The sequence below is a fragment of the Streptomyces sp. 11x1 genome (assembly GCF_032598905.1).
GTDB lineage: Bacteria > Actinomycetota > Actinomycetes > Streptomycetales > Streptomycetaceae > Streptomyces.
This window is the reverse complement of the sequence record NZ_CP122458.1, coordinates 313,854-331,134: the sequence shown is the minus strand read 5'-3', so window position 1 is coordinate 331,134 and position 17,281 is coordinate 313,854. Positions and strand designations below refer to the sequence as shown.

Annotated in this window: 17 protein-coding genes and 1 pseudogene; 7 read left to right on the top strand and 11 right to left on the bottom strand. The window is 69.4% G+C overall.

All coding sequences use genetic code 11. From position 1 onward, the window contains the following. Window positions 1-18: 18 nt before the first annotated feature. The 4 genes from P8T65_RS01605 to P8T65_RS01590 all read right to left on the bottom strand — a co-directional run bounded on the left by P8T65_RS01605 (window position 19) and on the right by P8T65_RS01590 (window position 3,009). Window positions 19-492 carry a hypothetical protein gene (locus tag P8T65_RS01605; protein ID WP_316723614.1) on the bottom strand — a complete coding sequence of 158 codons (474 nt, stop codon included), beginning with the start codon at window positions 490-492 and terminating at the stop codon, window positions 19-21. A gap of 617 nt (window positions 493-1,109) precedes the next feature. After that, window positions 1,110-1,310, bottom strand: coding sequence for a hypothetical protein (locus tag P8T65_RS01600; protein ID WP_316723613.1), 201 nt, complete (start codon window positions 1,308-1,310; stop codon window positions 1,110-1,112). Between the two features lie 431 nt (window positions 1,311-1,741). Then, a complete protein-coding gene (locus P8T65_RS01595; RefSeq protein ID WP_316723612.1) occupies window positions 1,742-2,413 on the bottom strand; it encodes a hypothetical protein in 672 nt (223 codons plus the stop codon). Next, a complete protein-coding gene (locus P8T65_RS01590) occupies window positions 2,410-3,009 on the bottom strand; it encodes a sigma-70 family RNA polymerase sigma factor (RefSeq protein WP_316723611.1) in 600 nt (199 codons plus the stop codon). Before P8T65_RS01590 ends, P8T65_RS01595 begins: the two co-directional genes overlap by 4 nt. A gap of 508 nt (window positions 3,010-3,517) precedes the next feature. Here P8T65_RS01590 and P8T65_RS01585 point away from each other — a divergent pair. Beyond that, a complete protein-coding gene (locus P8T65_RS01585; protein ID WP_316723610.1) occupies window positions 3,518-3,922 on the top strand; it encodes an NYN domain-containing protein in 405 nt (134 codons plus the stop codon). On the opposite strand, the gene P8T65_RS01580 is transcribed toward P8T65_RS01585, so the two are convergent. Next, window positions 3,816-4,772: a CopG family transcriptional regulator gene (locus P8T65_RS01580; protein WP_316723609.1), complete on the bottom strand. Its 957-nt coding sequence runs from the start codon at window positions 4,770-4,772 to the stop codon at window positions 3,816-3,818. The genes P8T65_RS01585 and P8T65_RS01580 overlap by 107 nt on opposite strands. After that, a complete protein-coding gene (locus tag P8T65_RS01575) occupies window positions 4,769-5,317 on the bottom strand; it encodes a hypothetical protein (RefSeq protein WP_316723608.1) in 549 nt (182 codons plus the stop codon). The genes P8T65_RS01580 and P8T65_RS01575 overlap by 4 nt, the downstream gene beginning before the upstream one ends. A 452-nt stretch (window positions 5,318-5,769) precedes the next feature. Between P8T65_RS01575 and P8T65_RS01570 the strand changes: the two are divergent. From P8T65_RS01570 to P8T65_RS01560, 3 genes and pseudogenes are all read left to right on the top strand, one after another. After that, window positions 5,770-6,051 (top strand): annotated as a pseudogene (locus tag P8T65_RS01570) (IS982 family transposase); the annotation flags it as partial. Window positions 6,052-6,229: 178 nt separating this feature from the next. Continuing rightward, window positions 6,230-7,039 carry a hypothetical protein gene (locus P8T65_RS01565; RefSeq protein ID WP_316723607.1) on the top strand — a complete coding sequence of 270 codons (810 nt, stop codon included), beginning with the start codon at window positions 6,230-6,232 and terminating at the stop codon, window positions 7,037-7,039. A gap of 80 nt (window positions 7,040-7,119) precedes the next feature. Continuing rightward, complete coding sequence (locus P8T65_RS01560) at window positions 7,120-7,347, top strand: hypothetical protein (protein WP_067284805.1); 228 nt, start codon at window positions 7,120-7,122, stop codon at window positions 7,345-7,347. 195 nt (window positions 7,348-7,542) lie between these two features. Here the strand turns inward: P8T65_RS01560 and P8T65_RS01555 are convergent, their stop codons facing one another. Then, window positions 7,543-10,260 (bottom strand): ATP/GTP-binding protein, encoded by a 2,718-nt coding sequence (locus P8T65_RS01555; RefSeq protein WP_316723606.1) that lies wholly within the window; start codon window positions 10,258-10,260, stop codon window positions 7,543-7,545. Between the two features lie 167 nt (window positions 10,261-10,427). Between P8T65_RS01555 and P8T65_RS01550 the strand changes: the two genes are divergently transcribed. Then, window positions 10,428-10,673 carry a hypothetical protein gene (locus tag P8T65_RS01550; RefSeq protein ID WP_316723605.1) on the top strand — a complete coding sequence of 82 codons (246 nt, stop codon included), beginning with the start codon at window positions 10,428-10,430 and terminating at the stop codon, window positions 10,671-10,673. On the opposite strand, the gene P8T65_RS01545 is transcribed toward P8T65_RS01550, so the two are convergent. The 4 genes from P8T65_RS01545 to P8T65_RS01530 form a co-directional block, all read right to left on the bottom strand. Further along, window positions 10,637-12,490 carry a zeta toxin family protein gene (locus P8T65_RS01545; RefSeq protein WP_316723604.1) on the bottom strand — a complete coding sequence of 618 codons (1,854 nt, stop codon included), beginning with the start codon at window positions 12,488-12,490 and terminating at the stop codon, window positions 10,637-10,639. The two genes, P8T65_RS01550 and P8T65_RS01545, sit on opposite strands and share 37 nt — an antisense overlap. A gap of 105 nt (window positions 12,491-12,595) precedes the next feature. Continuing rightward, the gene (locus P8T65_RS01540; protein WP_316723603.1) at window positions 12,596-13,318 is read right to left on the bottom strand and encodes a hypothetical protein; all 723 of its coding nucleotides are present in this window, start codon (window positions 13,316-13,318) and stop codon (window positions 12,596-12,598) included. 195 nt (window positions 13,319-13,513) lie between these two features. Continuing rightward, complete coding sequence (locus tag P8T65_RS01535; RefSeq protein WP_316731449.1) at window positions 13,514-13,882, bottom strand: hypothetical protein; 369 nt, start codon at window positions 13,880-13,882, stop codon at window positions 13,514-13,516. Window positions 13,883-13,890: 8 nt separating this feature from the next. Continuing rightward, a complete protein-coding gene (locus P8T65_RS01530) occupies window positions 13,891-14,148 on the bottom strand; it encodes a hypothetical protein (RefSeq protein ID WP_316731448.1) in 258 nt (85 codons plus the stop codon). Window positions 14,149-15,004: 856 nt separating this feature from the next. Between P8T65_RS01530 and P8T65_RS01525 the strand changes: the two genes are divergently transcribed. Continuing rightward, complete coding sequence (locus tag P8T65_RS01525; protein ID WP_316723602.1) at window positions 15,005-15,583, top strand: hypothetical protein; 579 nt, start codon at window positions 15,005-15,007, stop codon at window positions 15,581-15,583. Window positions 15,584-15,630: 47 nt separating this feature from the next. Continuing rightward, entirely contained in the window at window positions 15,631-17,166 is a 1,536-nt protein-coding gene (locus tag P8T65_RS01520; protein ID WP_399098122.1) for an ISKra4 family transposase, read from the top strand. Window positions 17,167-17,281: the final 115 nt, after the last annotated feature.

Sequence of the window (17,281 nt, the reverse complement as noted above, 5' to 3'; positions counted from 1 at the left end):
CGCGTTCCGCCGGGGGCTTCAGCAGGCGTAGGTCTTTCCGTTGGCCGCGGTGTTCCAGTTGCAGGAGCTGATGGTGCCGGCGGCGGCGTTGTTGTCGGCGCTGCCGGGCTTCTTTAGTCGCAGGTCGGGGTTCTTGGCGGTACTGGTGTTGAGCAGCACGTGCCGGCCGTAGCCGCGGTAGATGTGGTGGTTGCCGCTGGAGTCCTTGTGGTTGGTGCCGCTGCCGGTGTGCACGTATGCCTTCGCTTTGGCGGGAAGGCTGTAGGAGGGCAGCGCGCGGCCGTAGGTGTTCGTGGTGATGTCGGGGATGTAGCCGCCGGTGTTGACCGTCTTGGTGGTGACGTTCTTGATGATGAAGTACTCGCCGTTGAGATTGACCTGCTTGCCGTTCTTGACGTCGGCCCCGGCCGCGTTGGGCCGGACGTGCGTGACCATGAGGGCCCCGCTGGTGGATGCCGCATGGGCGGGCATCGGCAGAGCGATGACGGCCACCGCGGCCGCGGCAAGGGCAGCGACACGTGAGGAACGGCGCAAAGGGGTGCCTTTCTCGTAGCCGGGCACGGGCAGACCCCGCACCCAGGGAGCGGCGCCCAGTCTGCACCAGATAGGGACTACACATGGTGAGATTCTGTGATTTGCATTCTTCGGTCGCGGCCTGCACTCGTGAACCCGGAAAGCTGCAGCGTCGTCGTGGTCGACGACGGTGTGGGCGCGCTGCGGGTGCGGGGTGCGTGCCCCTCGTGCTCGCTGGGCCCCGTCGGTGGGGAGTGCGTTGTCGAAAGCCTGGGCTTCTTCTCCGGCAGGCTGGGAAGGCCGACGGCCATCAGGTGTGTCCCGTATAGCAGCCGGTTCTCGAGGACGTCCGCACTTCAGATTTGGCCCGCGGCCGGTCGTACGGACAGCGATCGCCGTCGCCGGCCTTCAGCATCCACCGGCGGATCGTGACCTGCTCGCGGAACCGGCGGCAGCACCAGCACCAGGCGCAGCCGCTCAGCGGCCAGACGGTCGGCAGCTCGCTCTCCTTTGACAAGGGCGTGCCGTCCACGAATTCACGAACGGCGGGTTGCCGAAGACCGGGCGGGCCCACCGGGGTGGGCCCGCCGTCAGCGTCAGCGGCGGGTCTCCCACCACAGGATGATCAGGGTCACCGCGCCGCTGCCGAGCCTGTTCGCCGCGCCCTGGAGGAACTGGATCTGGAGATCCTGCCCATGGCTTCCGAGCCATTTACGCAGGCGACAGCTGGCGTCCCTGAGTCGCCTGCCCAGGCGTGCCCAGTGCTTCGGCCCGCGTTTCGCGTTACTCTCGTCCAACGGAGTTCCTCTCGTTTTAGGCGTGCTGGAACACCGCGCAGGGAGCCCTCCCAACATCGTGGCCTGAGAAACCAGTTGGGGATGCAGGGCTCCTTCTGCGCGTTCAGGGAGTCTATCGACGAGTGTCGACAACACAGGTCCGTGAGCCACCGCTCCGGAGCCCACCAGGACCCACCAGAACTAACTGGAACTCACCAGAACTAACTGGGGCCAGCTAGAGCTCACTGGTGCTTCAGAGTCCCGGCATCGCCGGTAGGCGAATAGAAAAGCGCAGGTCAGTGACACAGTTCGGAGGGACGTGCGAGATGTATCACACGCGGCCCCGCAGTCTTCTGCGCCTCGTACGACCTCTGTGCTCAGTGCGGCGAAGAGCGCGTCGAGTCTGGTGTGCTGGAGTTCGTGGACCACGGCAGGCTGTCAGACGCGCGGGGTCAGCGGCGGGTGAAGTCGTGCAGCCGGTCGGCGAGTTGCTGGTCGGGGCGCCGGACGATGATGCAGGAGCTGGTCTTGTCGGTGGCGAGGCGGTCGACTTCCATTTCGAGGCCTCCGGTGGGCGGGCTGGTGAGGCTGGAGCCGGTCCTGCGGACGTACAGGGCGACGGCTTCCAGGGTGGCGAGGAAGGCGCTGTCGGGGGCTTCGGAGTCGAGGACGTCGTGGGTGACCTCGTGGAGCCAGTGCCGTGCCTCGCGCGTCTCGCCGAGGGCGAGGTGGTGCAGGTGCAGGCAGTAGGCGGCGGCGCGGTGGCCGGCGCCGGCGGCGAGCTGCCACCAGAACTGGGCGCTCTCGCGGTGGTCGGTCAGGTGGAGCAGGCACGCGAACACCAAGGCGCCGTCGACGTCCAGCTGGTCGGCGGTCACCGCGTCGGGTTCCTGGGCGAGGCGGTCGACGTGGTCGGCGGCGTCGGGCTTGTTGAGGACCCAGCGGCAGACCACGGACAGCCGCTGGGCGGCCTCCGCGGCACGGACCATGTCCGGGTTCGGTGTCGCCGACGCGGTGGCTGCGTCGGCGGCGAGCCGGCGCAGCGCGGCGCCGACGTCGAAACCCTCGTGCCGGCTGGTGGGGACACGGGCGTCGGCCAGGAGGGCGTCGATGGTGGTGCTCACTGTCCCGCTCCTTTCTTGCTCTTGTTCGGGGAGGCCGGCAGGCGCAGCTGGATGCGCAGGCGTTCCTTGCCCTTGCGGCCGTGGTAGTCGACGGTGCGCGTGTCCAGGCCCATGTAGCGGGCGATCTGCTTGGTGGGGTAGCCGAGCAGATGGCGCAGGGCGATGACGGTGAACTGCCGGGTGGGCAGCTGGAGGATCGCCTCGTACAGGCCGTTCGTGCTGCTGGCGATCTCCAGCTGGCTGCGTACGGCTTCGAGGTTGCGGGCTATCGGCGCGTTGATGAGGAAGGCCGGCGGGCGTCCGTCTTCCTTGAGGCGGCGGGTGACACAGCGGTGCAGCACCGCCAGCGTCTGCTGCTCGAGGTCGCCCTGCTGCAACAGATCCTCCCAGCCGCCCAGGATGGCCAGGAACACCTGGTGGACCACCTGTTCGGCAACCCGGCGGCTGCCCAGGTGGATCTCCGCGAAGTCGTGGAAGAACTCCTGATGCCCCAGATAGAAGGCCTCGAAGTCCAGCGGCAGATCGGGAGGGGCCTGGACGAGCTGGCTGTGGCCGCCGTCCTGGGGCGATACGTCAGTGACGTCGCCGTTGCCCATACGTCCTCCATGCGATGCGGGCACCGGCCCTCTCCATTGAGACCGGTGAGATCCAGCGCGGGCCAACTCGCCTGCGCAAGCGCCCGGTTGGATTGGGCCCTCACGCACCACCCTGTCGATTTTTGGGGCCTGAAACTCATACGACCCTCGAAAATCGTCACTCACCGATCTCAATCATAAGCGGAATGTGAGTTCTCTTATCGAGCAGATGTTCTGCATGGGTGCGTTGAGCTGGGGAAACGAGGCCATGCGGAGAGGTTCACTGTTCAAGAACCGACCGGTTCGTGGCAGAGGTCACACTCTGCGCGCTTCTGTACAGGCATCCGGCGAAGCACTCCTGTCATCCACGGCCCCCCTGCGTGCAGAGCTGATCCGCCGTCACCTGATTGAGGGGCGTGCGGTGGTGAGAGCGAACCGTGCCCGGCAACGTGCCGCCACCAGCCCTCTGGCCGACGGCTCTGCTGCCCAATTCGCTGCGCGGGTGACCGTGGGTCGGTGATGATCTCTGGTGCGGCTGGTGCGGCTGGTGCGGCTGGAGCGCAGGGAGCTGTGGACTCTCCCACATCGCTGCATCGTCTCCAGCAACAGCGACTTCACCCGCCTCGCGGTCCGCATCCGCGAGTCCGGCCTGACCGTGTACGGATTCGGCGAACGCAAGACCCCCAAGCCGTTCGTCGCGGCATGCGACAGGTTCATTTACGTCGACCTCAAGAGCGGCACCGCCCCGGCTGAGGTAAAGCCCGTCCGGGCAACGGCTGTCAACGGGCCTACGACCCGAGGCACCCGCGCGCCCGGCGCGGCGGGCGCTATCCCCAGCGCCGCAGCACTCGCGTCAGCTCCTGGTGCCACTCCGTACGGCGCGGCGCGCGGTGGCCGTCGGGCGGGGTGCCTAGGGCGACCACGGGATCGGTGATCTGGTAGGTGACCCGGTATGCGAGGACGTCGGTTGCGGCGTCCATCCAGTCGTTGGCGTTCCGGGAGGGTGGCATGGGACCGAGCGCGGTGACGAACCAGATCGGCAGCAGTTTTGCGCCGCTGAGCGCGTCGGAGAGTCGGCTGCGCAGCCGAAGCCGCAGCTTCGTGTCCGCCCGTCGGCCCGAGTCGATCACCTTGGCCTTCTTCGTGCGCAGGGCATCGTCCGCCTCCAGCTTCTGCCGGGCGTTCTCTGCGCTGGTTGTCAGCGAACCGATCCGGCTGTGAGCCTGCTGGGCCTTGGGCGCGGACGCCTTGAAGTCGAGTTCGGCCGCCTTCCGCTCCGGGGCTTGGGCCTGCGTGGTGGCCAGGACCGCGGCGGCGCGAAGGACTGCGGCACGGTGGCGGCCCCGCTCCTCAAGGGCGTGCTTGAGGTGGTCACCGGCCAGCTTCAACCGGGAGCGCTCGTAATCGGTCAGCAGGCCGGCACGCGCGTCGAGGCCCTTGTTCACGGTGACCGCCAGGGCGTGCAGCTCGCCGGCGCGGTCCTCGTCGAGGTCGACGACGACGGCGCCCTTGGCCTGGCGCAGATAGCGTTCCAGCGCCGCCACCCGGGTCGCGAGCCGGTCCACGCTCCCGTCGACCTCCGAGATGCGGTCACCGAGGTCGCTTTCGACCCGTTCGGTTTCTTCCTTCGCCTCCCGCAGGTCGTACTCGAGACTTTCGACTCGGCGGGGGATGTCCTCCAGCTGTCCGACGGCGTCTTCCACCTCCGACAGTGAGTACTGGAGGCTGGTTTCGAGGTTGTGGACCTTGCGGTCGAGGTTCGTGTACGCCCCTTCCCAACTCACGCCGTCTTCCCTTCCCGCGCGTGTGCGGCGTCGGCGTCGGTCGCCAGGACGAAGCTGCCGATCCACCCGGCGGCCGCGGCGATCCAGAACCATCCGGACAGCACGCCGAAGACGAGCAGGGGCACCAGCACGGTGACCGCCCCCAGGACGCTCGCTGCGATGCGCAGTTCCCGGTGTCCCTGGACCGGGGCGTCCATCCCGGTGGCCAGGAGACCGAACAGCAGCTGGAAGACGGCGAGAGCGACCCATCCCCAGCCGATCCAGCCGGTCAGCGGCGCCGTCGCGAGCAGCACGGCCCCGAGCATGTGTATCCGCGCTGACCAGGTGAGGGCCGTCTTGCTGACCTGCCGGTGCGGCTCTTCCCGCTTCGCCGGGGCTTGGGCTTCGTACTCCAGCAGCGCTGATCCGGCGTTGACCAGCTGTGTGAAGAGCGTCTCGTAGCGCGGGTGGTCTTCGGGCAGGCCCTGTAACTCCTGGAGCACCGAGCTGATGTCCGCCTGGAGGCCGTCGACCTTCCCGGCTATCTCGTGATCGATCTCGCCCACTCGTACCCCCTGTGACGACGCGTCGACGGAACACTTCCCGGCAACGGCCCGAACCAGCCGCAAACCGATCGACCGTACCGGCCGCCGTGGGTGGCGAGCTGGGCAATGATCAGAAGTGGCTGAATCCGCGCTGCTCCACCACCCGCACCTGACTCCCCGCGCCGGGGCTGTCCCGTAGCGCCCAGACCTGGACAACAACCTGGTCGAGACCTAGGAATCGCGGTCGTCCGTCATGACCTGATCTGCACCTTGGTGTGCCCCTCCCTCAGCCGTCCAGAGGCGCCGCGGCGCCCGCGCCGCGATCGAGACCGACGGAGAGCGTTGTGACTAGGAACGCGCGCGTCTGTCTGTAGACGGCCTGGTCGGAGATGGGTTGCGTGGCTAACCCCCGCATCTATGACCCTGGCGCCGCCCCGTCCGGGAGCCCTGGCCGTAGCGCCGGAATGATCACGTTCGAGGCCTTCATAGCCGACCGGCTCGGGGCTCACCTGGTGCGGCCCGACCGCAAGGACGCGCCGGTCCGGCACGGGAAGATCGCCAGTGTCCGCCAGTGGATCGAGGCCGTCATCGACACCCTCAAAGGCCAGCTCAGCCTCCAACAGCACGGCGGCAGAACCATGGCCGGAGTCTTCGCCCGAACCGGACAACGCCTTCTCGCCCTGACCGCCGGCATCTGGCACAACTGGACCACCGGCGCCAAGGTCAAACGATCCCTGATCGCCTATGACCACTGAGAACATCAAACTCAACCGGCGACGGCCTGGCGGGAGGCGGACGCCAAGGCCTCATGCTGCCGGGTTCCGGCAATCACCTGCGTGTGGATCGTGCCGTGGCCCCGCCTACCTGCCGGGGAATGCACTGTGACTCAATATGCCCAACCGCGAACGGGGGCGGAAGCAGAAGGGAGGCCCGGTGAGCAGGAGCAAGAGAGCGGACGCGCGGCGGCGTCGGCGCGCACGGTGGAACCGGGCCGGGGGTCTGCTCGTGGTGCCGCTGGCCGCCATGGCGGGCGCGGCAGGCGCCGTGGTCCTGGCCACGGTGCCGGACTCGATACACGAGGTACGGGCCTTTCGCTCCGCCCGGCCGTGCACCCTTCCGGGGGCCGCTGCGGCCGACTGCCTGCGTACCTACCCCGCAACGGTGCGCGGAACGGCCATCGAGAACCAGGGCCGGAGTCAGCTGTATCTGCTCAAGCTCGACGGCCCGTACCCGATCCCCGCGGAACTCGACATGGACGACGAGGTCCCGCTGCTGAAGCATCTGCGTAAGGGCGACCACGTCACGGTGACCGTCTGGCGCGACTACGCGACGGCCGTCACCAAGGACGGCGTGACCCAGGAGTCCACCGACACCCCGGAGGGTCTGCCCGAAATCCAGACCGCCTTCGCGCTCGACTTGCTGACCGTGGGAGGCTACGGCGGATTCGCAGGGGCCACGGCGGTACGCCGCGCGCGGCGGCGATCACTGCCCGGCTGGGTGGCACTGTGGGGCCGATGGACCATGGGAGCCGTACTCGTCTCTGTGCCAGCGGGCATCATCGGCTACGAGACCGGAACCGGACCGGTGGGCGTGGCGCTGCTGTGGCTGGTGCTGCTGCCCGCGGTCTGGCTCGTCGTCGAGCGCCTGGAGAGGCACGACCCCGGACGACACAGCCGCAGGCCCGCCCCCAGCAGGGCCGCCGACACCGGCACCTGGCTCCGCTACCTCCAGGGACGCTCCTGACAGCAGGGCACCATCCACCGGCCCGAGCCGGGGCGGACGCACGGAAGACTGGTGACCGTACGGAGGGGAGGAGAACTGCCATGGCGCGCAAGCCGGTTCGGGCCGCGATCGGGGACGTCTGGATCACCTGTCAGGTCTGCGACAGTGATCTGTTCCGGGAGCGAGGCGTGATGCTCAACAGCGTCGGCCTGGAGTTCCTGAAGATGGCGTGGGCGGACGAGACGGCGAGGGGGCTCATCTGCTGGAGGTGCGGGTACGTGCACCTCTTCGTGAACAAGCACATCAAGCTTTACCGCGCCGACAAGTAGCTCCGGCGGTTCAGCTGAGTTCGGTGAAGATTCCCCACCACGTGGCTCTTTCCGGTGAGGAGGATGATGTCGCCTTTCTGAATGACGGTCGCGGCGGTCGCGTTCGTGAAGTCCTGAGCGGGTCCTTCTTCACCCACTCATCAACGGATGCACTTCGCCGTGGTCGCTACCAGCACGAACATGGGACTCACTCATCTAGGTGTGCCGTCTCATGAGGTTGACGAGACCTCGCCAGTACCGCGGCCGGTCTTTGCCCTGGTAGCTACCGCGCGGTGCGCAGCAGGTCACGTCGTGCGGTGACGAGGGCCCGCCACCGGGCGCGGGGGCTTCTTCGCCGTCCAGCCAGCGCGGCGGCATGTGCTCAGTGGGCAGCGGCAGGCCGGCCATGAAGTGCGCAATGTCGGTGTAGTAGGCGTATGTGCCATCGCTGGTCTGCTCGCGGAGCCGGGTGATGGTGGCGTTCAGCGCCTCGTGGTCGTCGAGGACGGCCTGGTGGAAGGCGACGGCGACTTCGAGAGTGGACGTCATCGAGGTGAGGCCCGCGACGTCGAGTTCGGTGCGCAGGGTGCGGGCACGGTCGTCGATGGCCGGGCTGCCGGCGTCGCGGATGAGGGAGGCGATGGCGGCGTTGATCGTCGAAGCCCGCAGGTCGAGGCTGGCGAGGAGCTGCTCGGCGAGGTCGAGTTCGTCGTCTGCCTGCAGGGGGTCGACGAACGCGAGGGCGAGGGCACGCAGGGCCTGGTTGTGGGCGGCTTCGCCGGCTTTGGCGTGCTGTTCGGCTTCGAGGCGCCCGGCCAGGTACGCCTCTGCCGCGCGCTGTGGTTGTCCCTGGATCCAGTACAGGTCACCGAGGACGCGCTGGTGGCGGCCCTCCCACCCGAGGGTCTGTGCGGCGGCGAGCGTGGTCGGGAAGTCGCCGGCCAGCCGGGCGGCCTGCGCAAGGCCTCGGCGGGCGGCCTGGGCCAGGCGGCCCCTGCCGTCGGCCACCTGCTGGTAATCGCGGCGTGAGTCTTCGATGCGTCCGATGTCTCGGAGCGCTTTGGCCCGGTAGTAGATGGGCATCTCCTGCAGCTCGGCGGGCAGCAGGGCGGAGTCGATGACGGCGGTGAGCCGTTCCACGGTGCGGGCTCGGTGTTCGCGTTGACGGCGGGCCAGGGCGCTGAGTGTTTCGACCAGCGCGTCGGCCGGCGTCGACAGCACGGCGCTGTCGTGTCCGTGGGCGGGCGGCGCGAGCGGCTCCCACACGGAGTCTGAGATGTAGGAGAAGGCGGCCTCGGTGAGCCAGCCGAGCTCGGCGAGGTTGAAGTCGCGGGCCAGCCGCAGCCCTTGCCGCAGGACACCGATGAGTACCGCGCGGTCCCTGCGCGGCCCGTGGGCCCACTCCTGTCCGAGGGCGGCGTGCGCGCGCAGGGCGGCCCGGTGCCAGTCATGCTCGGACCACCGGTCGTCAGTCTGGTCGTCGGCGTTGCGGATCGCGGAGCGGACTACCTGATGGAGATGGAAGGGCCACAGCCCCGTCAGGTCCTCGCGGATGAAGGGACGTTCGGTCAGCCGCAGGGCCGCCGCATCGCGCGTGAGTCCGGCCACCTGGGTGGCCAGCGGCACCGAGAAGGCGTCCAGCAGCGACACCGAGCGCAGTACGTGGCGTTCGTCGCTGGTCAGGTCGCTGAGGGTGCGGGAGATCAGGGCGGGGAAGTCGCCGAAGTCGTCCGGCTGCGGAACGCGTCCGCTGCGCCGGATCTCCAAGAACCGCATGACGGCCAGGTCGAGGTAGAGGGGCAGGCCGTGGGAGCGTTCGGTGATGGCCTGGCGCAGGTCCGGCCCGATCAGCGGCTGCCCGTTGTGGGCCAGGCGGCGGGCGAGGTGATCGTCGCAGTCCTCGGGGGAGAAGTCGCCGACCAGGATCTGCCGTACTGCAGGGCCGCCGTGTGTGCGGGCGCCCGGTACGTGTCCGGTCAGGCCGGGCCACGCGGTGGGGCCGGTCCAGTCGAGCTGTCCGTGCAGGCCGTCCTCGGCCCACTGCAGCCGGTCCCTCCCGGTGATCACGAAGAAGGCGTTGGGCATCAGCCACACGATGCGCTGCAGCAGCCGTTCGAAGTCGCGGTGGGTGCGGTCCCCGACTTCCTCGAAGCTGTCGAATAAGACCACCGGGGTGGCCCGCTGGACAGCGGGGAGCTGGGCCAGGTCCCAGGCGAGCAGGTGCGTGGCGAAGCTCAGCGTCTCCAGGTCCGGTTCGGCTTCGAGTATGTCGGCCAGGCGGCTGCAGCCGGCCAGCGCGCGTACGGTCTGTCGCCGCTCGCGCAGCGCGCCGACCAGGGCGGTGGTGAGCTGGCCGACGGCGCCCCCGATGGTGCCGGGCATGGCCAGGGCCTGGGCGACATCGGCCAGCGAGGACTGCAGCTGGCCCGGCAGATTGACCGCGTTGCTGAACCGGCTGAGCATCCCGCCGCGCCGCAGGTACTCCTCCAGCGGTTCGCCCGGGTGGTTGCGTTCCCAGTGCCGGCGCAATGCCAGATCGAAGGCGGGCATCGGCCGTCCCAGGGCGGCGACCGCCAGGCGGATCGACAGCACCACCCGCTCGAAGTCGACGCCGCTGGAGCGGGCCAGGTCGATGCGCACCGGTAACAGCCGCTCGATCGGCCACCCGGGCTCGGCCCACTGTTCGGGGCGCCCGCCCGGGTGTGTGAGCGACGCCTCGGTCTTGCGGGAGAACGTCGATTTCCCGATCCCGCCGACTCCGTGGGCGACCAGAACGTTGTGCCGCGGGCTGGCCAAGTCCTCGACGTCGAAGGACGGGGTGGCGACGCGCTGCAGATGGTCGGAGAGCGCTGCGACGACGGCCTGCCACTGGGCCTGGCGGTTCGTGAACGCCTCCTCGGCCGCCACCGACCGGTCATTTGCACCGAACAGCATCCGCAGATCCCGCGCCACGACACCCCCCAGGAAAGATCATCAGCGTAGCAACCTACGCGATCCCCGGTAGTGCCCGGCGGCGGATTTCCGCACCACGGGCGCCGGGCCGCATCTTCTCGGCCAGGGACAATGACGGGCCATCACCCCCGAGACCCGAAGGACATCCCTTGCCTGAACACGTGACCCCCGAGGCCGTCGAGCAGCTGGTGCAGGAGGTCAGCGCCTGGTACGCCGAGCAGATCATCAAGGAGCGGCGTGCCGGCGCGCCCGACGCCGGCCGCCTCAAGACTCTGCAGGACGAGCTGGCAGCGTGCGCCGCCGACCAGCAGGCCCTGCAGGACGCCGACGAGAAGGAAGTCGCCGAGATCGCCTCCCGCTACGCGGCCCGCGTGAGGGAACTCAAGGGCCAGTGACCGGGCCCCTCACGATGGGGGAGGACGGGCAGCGCCGCCGTGCAGAGCGTGGAGGCGAGGGCGCGCGGCTGCAGGTGGACGGGCATCAGAGGCCAGCCCAGCGCGGCGATCTCGACCAGATCCGGCCCGTACTGCGGCAGCTCACCGTGCACCTGCTGCAGCGTGGCCAGGAACTGCGCCGCTTCGGCCGGGGTGTACCGGCGCTGCTGCTCCGCCTCTACCACGTGCCCGCCCCGGGGCGGCTGCGCCCACGTGCCGCCCGGGGTGCGCTCGTTGCGGTACACCGCGGTCAGGTCCCTGCGGATGACAGAGACGGAGTCGATGATGTCCGGCTCGTCCTCGGCCGTGCGCACCACATCGGCGAGCACGTTGAAGGACACCTGATGGGCGGCCGTCGAGGTGAACCGGGGTGTTCCGCCCATGCGGGCCACCTCGGCGCAGCGGGCCGCGATGCCCAGACGGCTGTCCGCGGCCCGGACCCCCAGCACGATCAACTCCACGCGGCAGCCCGCCGCACGGTTGCGGCGCGCCCCGTCCAGGAAGTGCGCAACGCTGTCCGGGGCGATCTCGATCAGCTGGTCGCCGCGGCGCTCGCGCACGTACGCCTCGGCTTTCTCCTGCCAGGCCCGGTAGTCGTGACGGATCCGGGCTGATGCTGTGCGCGGCTCCTCCTCGAGGAGCCGCCGGTAGTCGGGGTGGACGGCCTTGAACATCCCGCCCTCGATGCGTGTGGGGCGCCGGGCGCGCAGCACGCGGCGCAGCGTTCGCGCCGTATGCGTCTTCCCGGCGCCCTGCGGACCCATCACATACAGCACCACCGGCTGATCGTGGGCGGTGATGGCGCCCAGGTACATCGGAACGATCAACTCGTCGAAGATGAACGCGTGCTCGTCGGCGGACAGGCGGTGGTAGTCGACCCCGGGCGGCACGGTGAGCGGCTGGGCGATGCGGCGTACCGGCTCGGCCAGGGCGAGGGTCCGCTCCAGACCGCCAGCAACCACCAGGCGCCGCTCCGGCGTGCTCACCGACGGGTGCAACTGCTGTTCCAGGGCCCGTGCCTGGCGGCGGAATCGCCAGGTCTCCGGCGCCGTCCACGGCCGTGCCCACGCCGCCGTCAGCGCCTGGTGCGCGCCCGCCGGGAACGGGCCGGCCCCGTCCGTGCCCGGCCCGCTGTCGTACAGCACCTGAAGGTCACGCCGCACCACCATGACCCGGTCGGCCAGCCGTTCGGTCTCGATGACCTCCACGGACCGCAGAAGGCGGCGCATGACTTGGTCCTGATTGTCCCAGGACACGTACCGGCCGGCGCCGTCCTCGGCGACCTGGGCGAGGTAACGCTCCAGCACGCTCAGCTGCGTCACGGCCTCCGCCTCGGCCAGCACCACCACCTCGACGCGGTACCCGGCCGCCCGGTAGGCACGGGCCTGCTCCGGGTCGGCGGGGGGCGTTTCCACCAGCGCATCGAACCGCTGGCCTCGCACGTACTCCTCGACCTCGGCCTGCCACCGCAGCACGTCCGGCCGTACCTTCACACCCGCGGTGCGGTCATCGCTGCGCAGGAGACGCCGGTAGGCGGGGTGCGCCGACTTGTAGAGGTCGGGGCCGATCAGCACCGCGCCGCCCCGACGGTCGAGCATCTCCTTCAACACCTGGCAGGCGGTGGACTTTCCGCTGCCCGGCGGTCCGCCCACCAGCACGGCCACGGGCTGCTCCTGCGGGACAGCGCCCTTGGTGCAGGCAGGCAGGATCTGCGACGCCAGGATCTCCTTGTGCTCAGGCTCGGGCAGCACGACCGGGCGGACATCCGCGTCCTTCACCGCAATCCCTTCCTCTTCTCCTGGAGCCGGCGGCCGTCCCGGGGACCCAGGTGGTACGCCTCGGACGAGTAGCTGCGGCTGGTCATCGGGTGCTCTCCGCCTCGGTCAGAACCAGTGGGGACGGTAGGCGCCGCCGACGCGGGTGGGGCAGTCGTCGCCCGGCCGGAGCGGGAGCTCCCCCGCCGTGTACGCCGTGGCGATCGCCTCGTCGTCGAGTTCACGGCCGCCGACGGCGGTGAACTCCCACTTGTTCGGCTCGGCCTCGCGCCAGCCGGCCGGGTCGAGTTCGTAGATGCGCCGCACGATGCCGTCTACGGCGACGACGGCGTACTTCGCCTCGGCGCGGACTTTCTTGCCGATGGGCCAGACGCCGCGGTCGCTGTCGTACTGTTCGGGACCGCCGACTTCTCCGACACGGACACGTGCGTCCTCGGGGTACTCGCGTACACGGTCGCGGCGCGAGATCACCACGGCGACGTTCTCGCCACGCCGCAGGTCGCCGAACCGTTTGGCGACGGCCTGACGGCTGACCTCAAGGGCCTCGGCGACCTCGTCCCAGTTGGCGCCGTGCTCCAGCGCGTGCCCGACGTCGACGCGGATGCTGGAGCTGGCCAGCATTTCGAGGTGCTTGTAGATGGCGACCCGAGCCAGCCGGGCGGCCTTGATCTGGTCATCGCTGAGGCCATGGTCGTAGAGGCTGATCGGCGGGTCCTCCGGCCCGAGACCGGCCGCACGCCGGGCGAAAGCCCACGCCAAGTCGTCGAGGCTGGCATGCAGTTCAGCACGGACAGCCCTCTCCAGGGGGTGCCGTCCCATCTCTTCCCTCATGAGGCAACCCTAGTAATCCCCTCCCTTGATCGCAAAGGGATTACTAGGGTTGCCTCATCTGCTGCTCGCAGGCGCCGCCACCGCCGCGTCCTCAGCCAGCCCATCAGCGCAGCGACGGCCGACGTTGCGCACGGATGCAGCCGCGAACCCAGCTGGGCCGCCCCCGTGTCCGCATCCTTGCTATTTGGGTCGCCCTCAGGGATTCAGGTCCAGGACGCGCACCGGCTCCCCCTCCCACCGCTTCGGAACTGTGGTGGCAACGATCGCCCCATCAGGACGGTCGGGCGTGGGCAGCGCCGCGTACTGACTGTGAGCCGCCGCCCATGTCTCCTGGCGCGCCACGGCTAACACGGCGGCCAGGTCCAGGTCCAGGACCGTGATGCCCGGCAGAGCCGCCAGGTGTTCGGCTGTTCCGGGCCGGATCCGGTCGGCCTCGACCAGTGCGCATGCCGGGGCGTACAGGAACCAGCCCGGCTCGGCGTGGGCGCGGTGGATCAGGCGGGAAGCAAGGACGTTGCCCTGGCCGGCCGCGGCCATTGCAGAGTCGTCCAGCACGATGTGCATGGCCTCACTCACCGGCCCTTCACCTCGGCGAGGCGCCGGTCCAGCTCGCCGTCCAGGTCCTCCTGCTCAGCCGCGGTCGGCGCGTAGCCGTTCCACTCCTTCAACGCGGCCAGGGCCTTCTCCGCCCGCTCGGCACGCTCGGCCGGAGTCAGCAGCGTCTCAGCGAGACGGGCGAGATACGCGCGCAGCGACAAGCCCTCAGCGGCGGCTATAGCGGCCAGCCGATCTTTGGCTTCCTCGGGGATACGGACGTTGGCATCGGACATCATCGTGCTCCTTCCCATCCCCCAAGGGTACGGGTACGTACCCGTACCCGCTATTCGACTAATTCCGGTCAAAGCCCTGTCGTGTGGCCGAATCCAGTGCAATGCTGTGACGACGGTGATCCTCCAACCCCCGTGGAGGCCCCACCTTTGGCCCCGCCCGCGTGCTGCCACCTGGGCGGGGCCGCGCCGTCCCTCCCGGCCTCCCCACGGGAGGGCCGACGGCTGCGCAGACAGCGCGCTCTGCTCGCCGACTACGCCAGCCAGCGCCTGCCCCAGCAGGCCGACCGTTTCTCGAGGGTTGCCGGTTCTCCGTCTGAACACGTGTGCGTGGCACCCTCGTTGGGGTTCCGTGGCCCGCTATTGTGTGCGTTCGATGTGCGTGAGCTCGGGACCCCGACGTGTCCTGGGTCGGCCGACACCAAGGCGCTCCGAAGTGGGCTTGAGCCTCATCCCGCACTCGCTTGCTCTCGACCATTCTGCGGAGCCTCATGGGGCCGGAATCGGGGTCGACATGGAACTGACGGCCTAAGACACCGGGATTGACAGCCTCAGGAGAGCCTTGGCAGGGCAATAGAGACCAGTGAACGTCGGCACGGCCTCAGCAAGATCCCACGTTGATTACGTGGTGGTCGGGCTGAGTGCCATGCACCCCAGGTCCGGCCACCGGAAAGGTCATCCGGACCCATATCCAACCCGACCCCGACGTTCAGCGTCAAGGTTCTACTGGTCGTGATCTGCGCACTGGTTTCCATAAGGGTGCGGCTCTTTCTCAGTGAGTTGGTGATGCCGTGCGCCGTTGCCGTGTGTGCGCGGAGGGCGGATCGTCGTGTCCTGAGACGTGGTCTTGGAGGCGGCGATGGTGTCGTGGCTGGAGGAGATCGAGCGGCGGGAGGCGGCTGCTCGGGCCGAGATCAGTGAACTTCGCTCGCGGATGGAGGAGTTGGCTGGTCGTGTTGCCGAGCGGGAGGCTGTGCTGTCCCGGCTGGAGATCACACGGGAGACGATGACGGAGATCCTGTCCGGCGAGGGGGCGGTGTCCGTGGACGAGGCTGCGGAGGAAGTCCCGCTGCCGGTGGACCGGAGCGGGGCGGGATCGCCGGTCGGGGTGCGGCTGGTGCCGCAGTGGGAGCCGGGGGTTGAGGCGGATGTGCTGCCGCGCTCGTACCGTGACGTCGTCGAGGTGTTGCAGGACGCGGTGCGTCCGATGAGAGCGCATCATCTGTGCGCCGCGCTGGGGTTGTCGACGGACAAGAACAAGGTGGAGGGGTTCCGTTCGAAGCTGAAACGGCTGGTGGAGCGGGGCTGGCTGGCCGAGGACGAGCCGGGCCTGTTCGCGTGGGGTGGTGCGCGGAGGGCGGGCGCGGGTGCGCCGGAGCACCAGGCCGCGGCCGGCGGGCGGCGTCGCGCCGGTGTGGGGCCGGGCTCTCGTCCCTAGCGTCGATGGTGCCAACCAGATCGCCACTGTCCGAAGACGAGAGCCCGATGAACGCAGCGTACGAAACGGCCGCGGCGGCTGACCCCTTTGCCCGCGTGTTTTCTTCCCTCACTTTGCTGGCCACCCGCCTCTCCAGCCCCGAAGCACTCACCGCAACGCATGAACAGGCCGAGGCCGATGTCGAAGCGGGCTCCCGGGAGCTGGGGCGACTGCTCCTGCAGGCCCATCTCCAGTGGCGGGCCCGCCACGAGGAGGACCACCTGTCCGCCCTCGATCCGCAGGAGCGGGCCGCGCTCGCCGGCGGCCGGAGCCGACTGGAGAAGGGCCACCGGCGGCAGCTGGCCACCGTGCTGGGGCCGGTGACCGTGACCCGATGCGCCCTGCGCGGCGCGGGCATGACCAACCTCTACCCCGCCGACGCCATGCTGGGCCTGCCCCACGGGCGGCACAGTCTGGGACTACGCCGCCTCGCGGTCCTCGAAGCGGCCCGCGGTTCCTACGACACCGCGCTGGAAGCGATCGACCGCAGCTGCGGGGGCCGGGTGGTGGGCAAACGCCAGGTGGAGGATCTGGTGCGGGCCGCGGCCGTGGACGTCGCCGCGTTCTATACAGCCCGCACCCCCGCGCCGGCCCCGGCCGGGATGCTGCTGGTGATCAGTGTCGACCAGAAGGGAATCGTGATGCGCCCGGGCCACCTGCGCGAGGCCACCGCGAAGGCAGCCGCCAGGGCCCGGCACACCTTCCGCACCCGGCTGTCCAGTGGGGAGAAGTCCTGCCGTAAGAGGATGGCCACCCTCGCCGTCGTCCAGGATGCGGAACCCGCCATCCGCCGCCCGCACGACATCATCGCCCCGCCCGGCGGCCGCACCGGACACCGCACCGTCCGCAAAGGACCCATCGCACGGGCGAAATGGCACACCGCCTCCGTCCGAGAGGACGCCGAAACGGTCATCGCCGCCGCGTTCGACCAGGCCGAGGCCCGCGACCCCGAACACCACCGGACCTGGGTCGTACTGATCGACGGCGCCACCCACCAGCGGGAGTTGATCCAGGCCGAGGCCGCCCGCCGCAATGTCACGATCCACATCGTCCTCGACATCGTCCACGTGATCGAAAAGCTGTGGGCAGCCGCCCGCTGTTTCCACACTGCCACCGATCCCGCGGCCGAGGACTGGGTCGGCGCGAAGGCCGCCCGGATCCTGGCGGGCGACGCCCCCGGCGCCGCCCGTGACATCCGCACCGAAGCCGACCGCCGCCATCTCACCGACGACCAGCGCACAGCCGCCGACAAAGCGTGCCGCTACCTCGAGAACAACGCCGACTTCGTCCACTACGACCAGGCCCTCGCAGCGGGCTGGCCCATCGCCAGCGGCGCCGTCGAAGGAGCAGCCCGCCATCTGATCGCCGACAGACTCGACATCACCGGCAGCAGGTGGACCGTCCCCGGCGCCGAAGCCGTCCTCACCCTCCGCACCGTCATCAGCAACGGCGACTTCCCCGACTACTGGACCTTCCACACGCGGAAGGAGCACGAACGACTCCACCCCTTACCCGACCAGCGCATCCACGCACTTCAAGCCTGACGCGGGAACTCACTCAGACAGAGCCGCACCCAACTCACTCAGACAGAGCCGCACCCTTTGGCATTCCTGGCGGAGGAGTGGAGCGCTGCGCCCACGAGCCGTGCCCGGCTGGAGG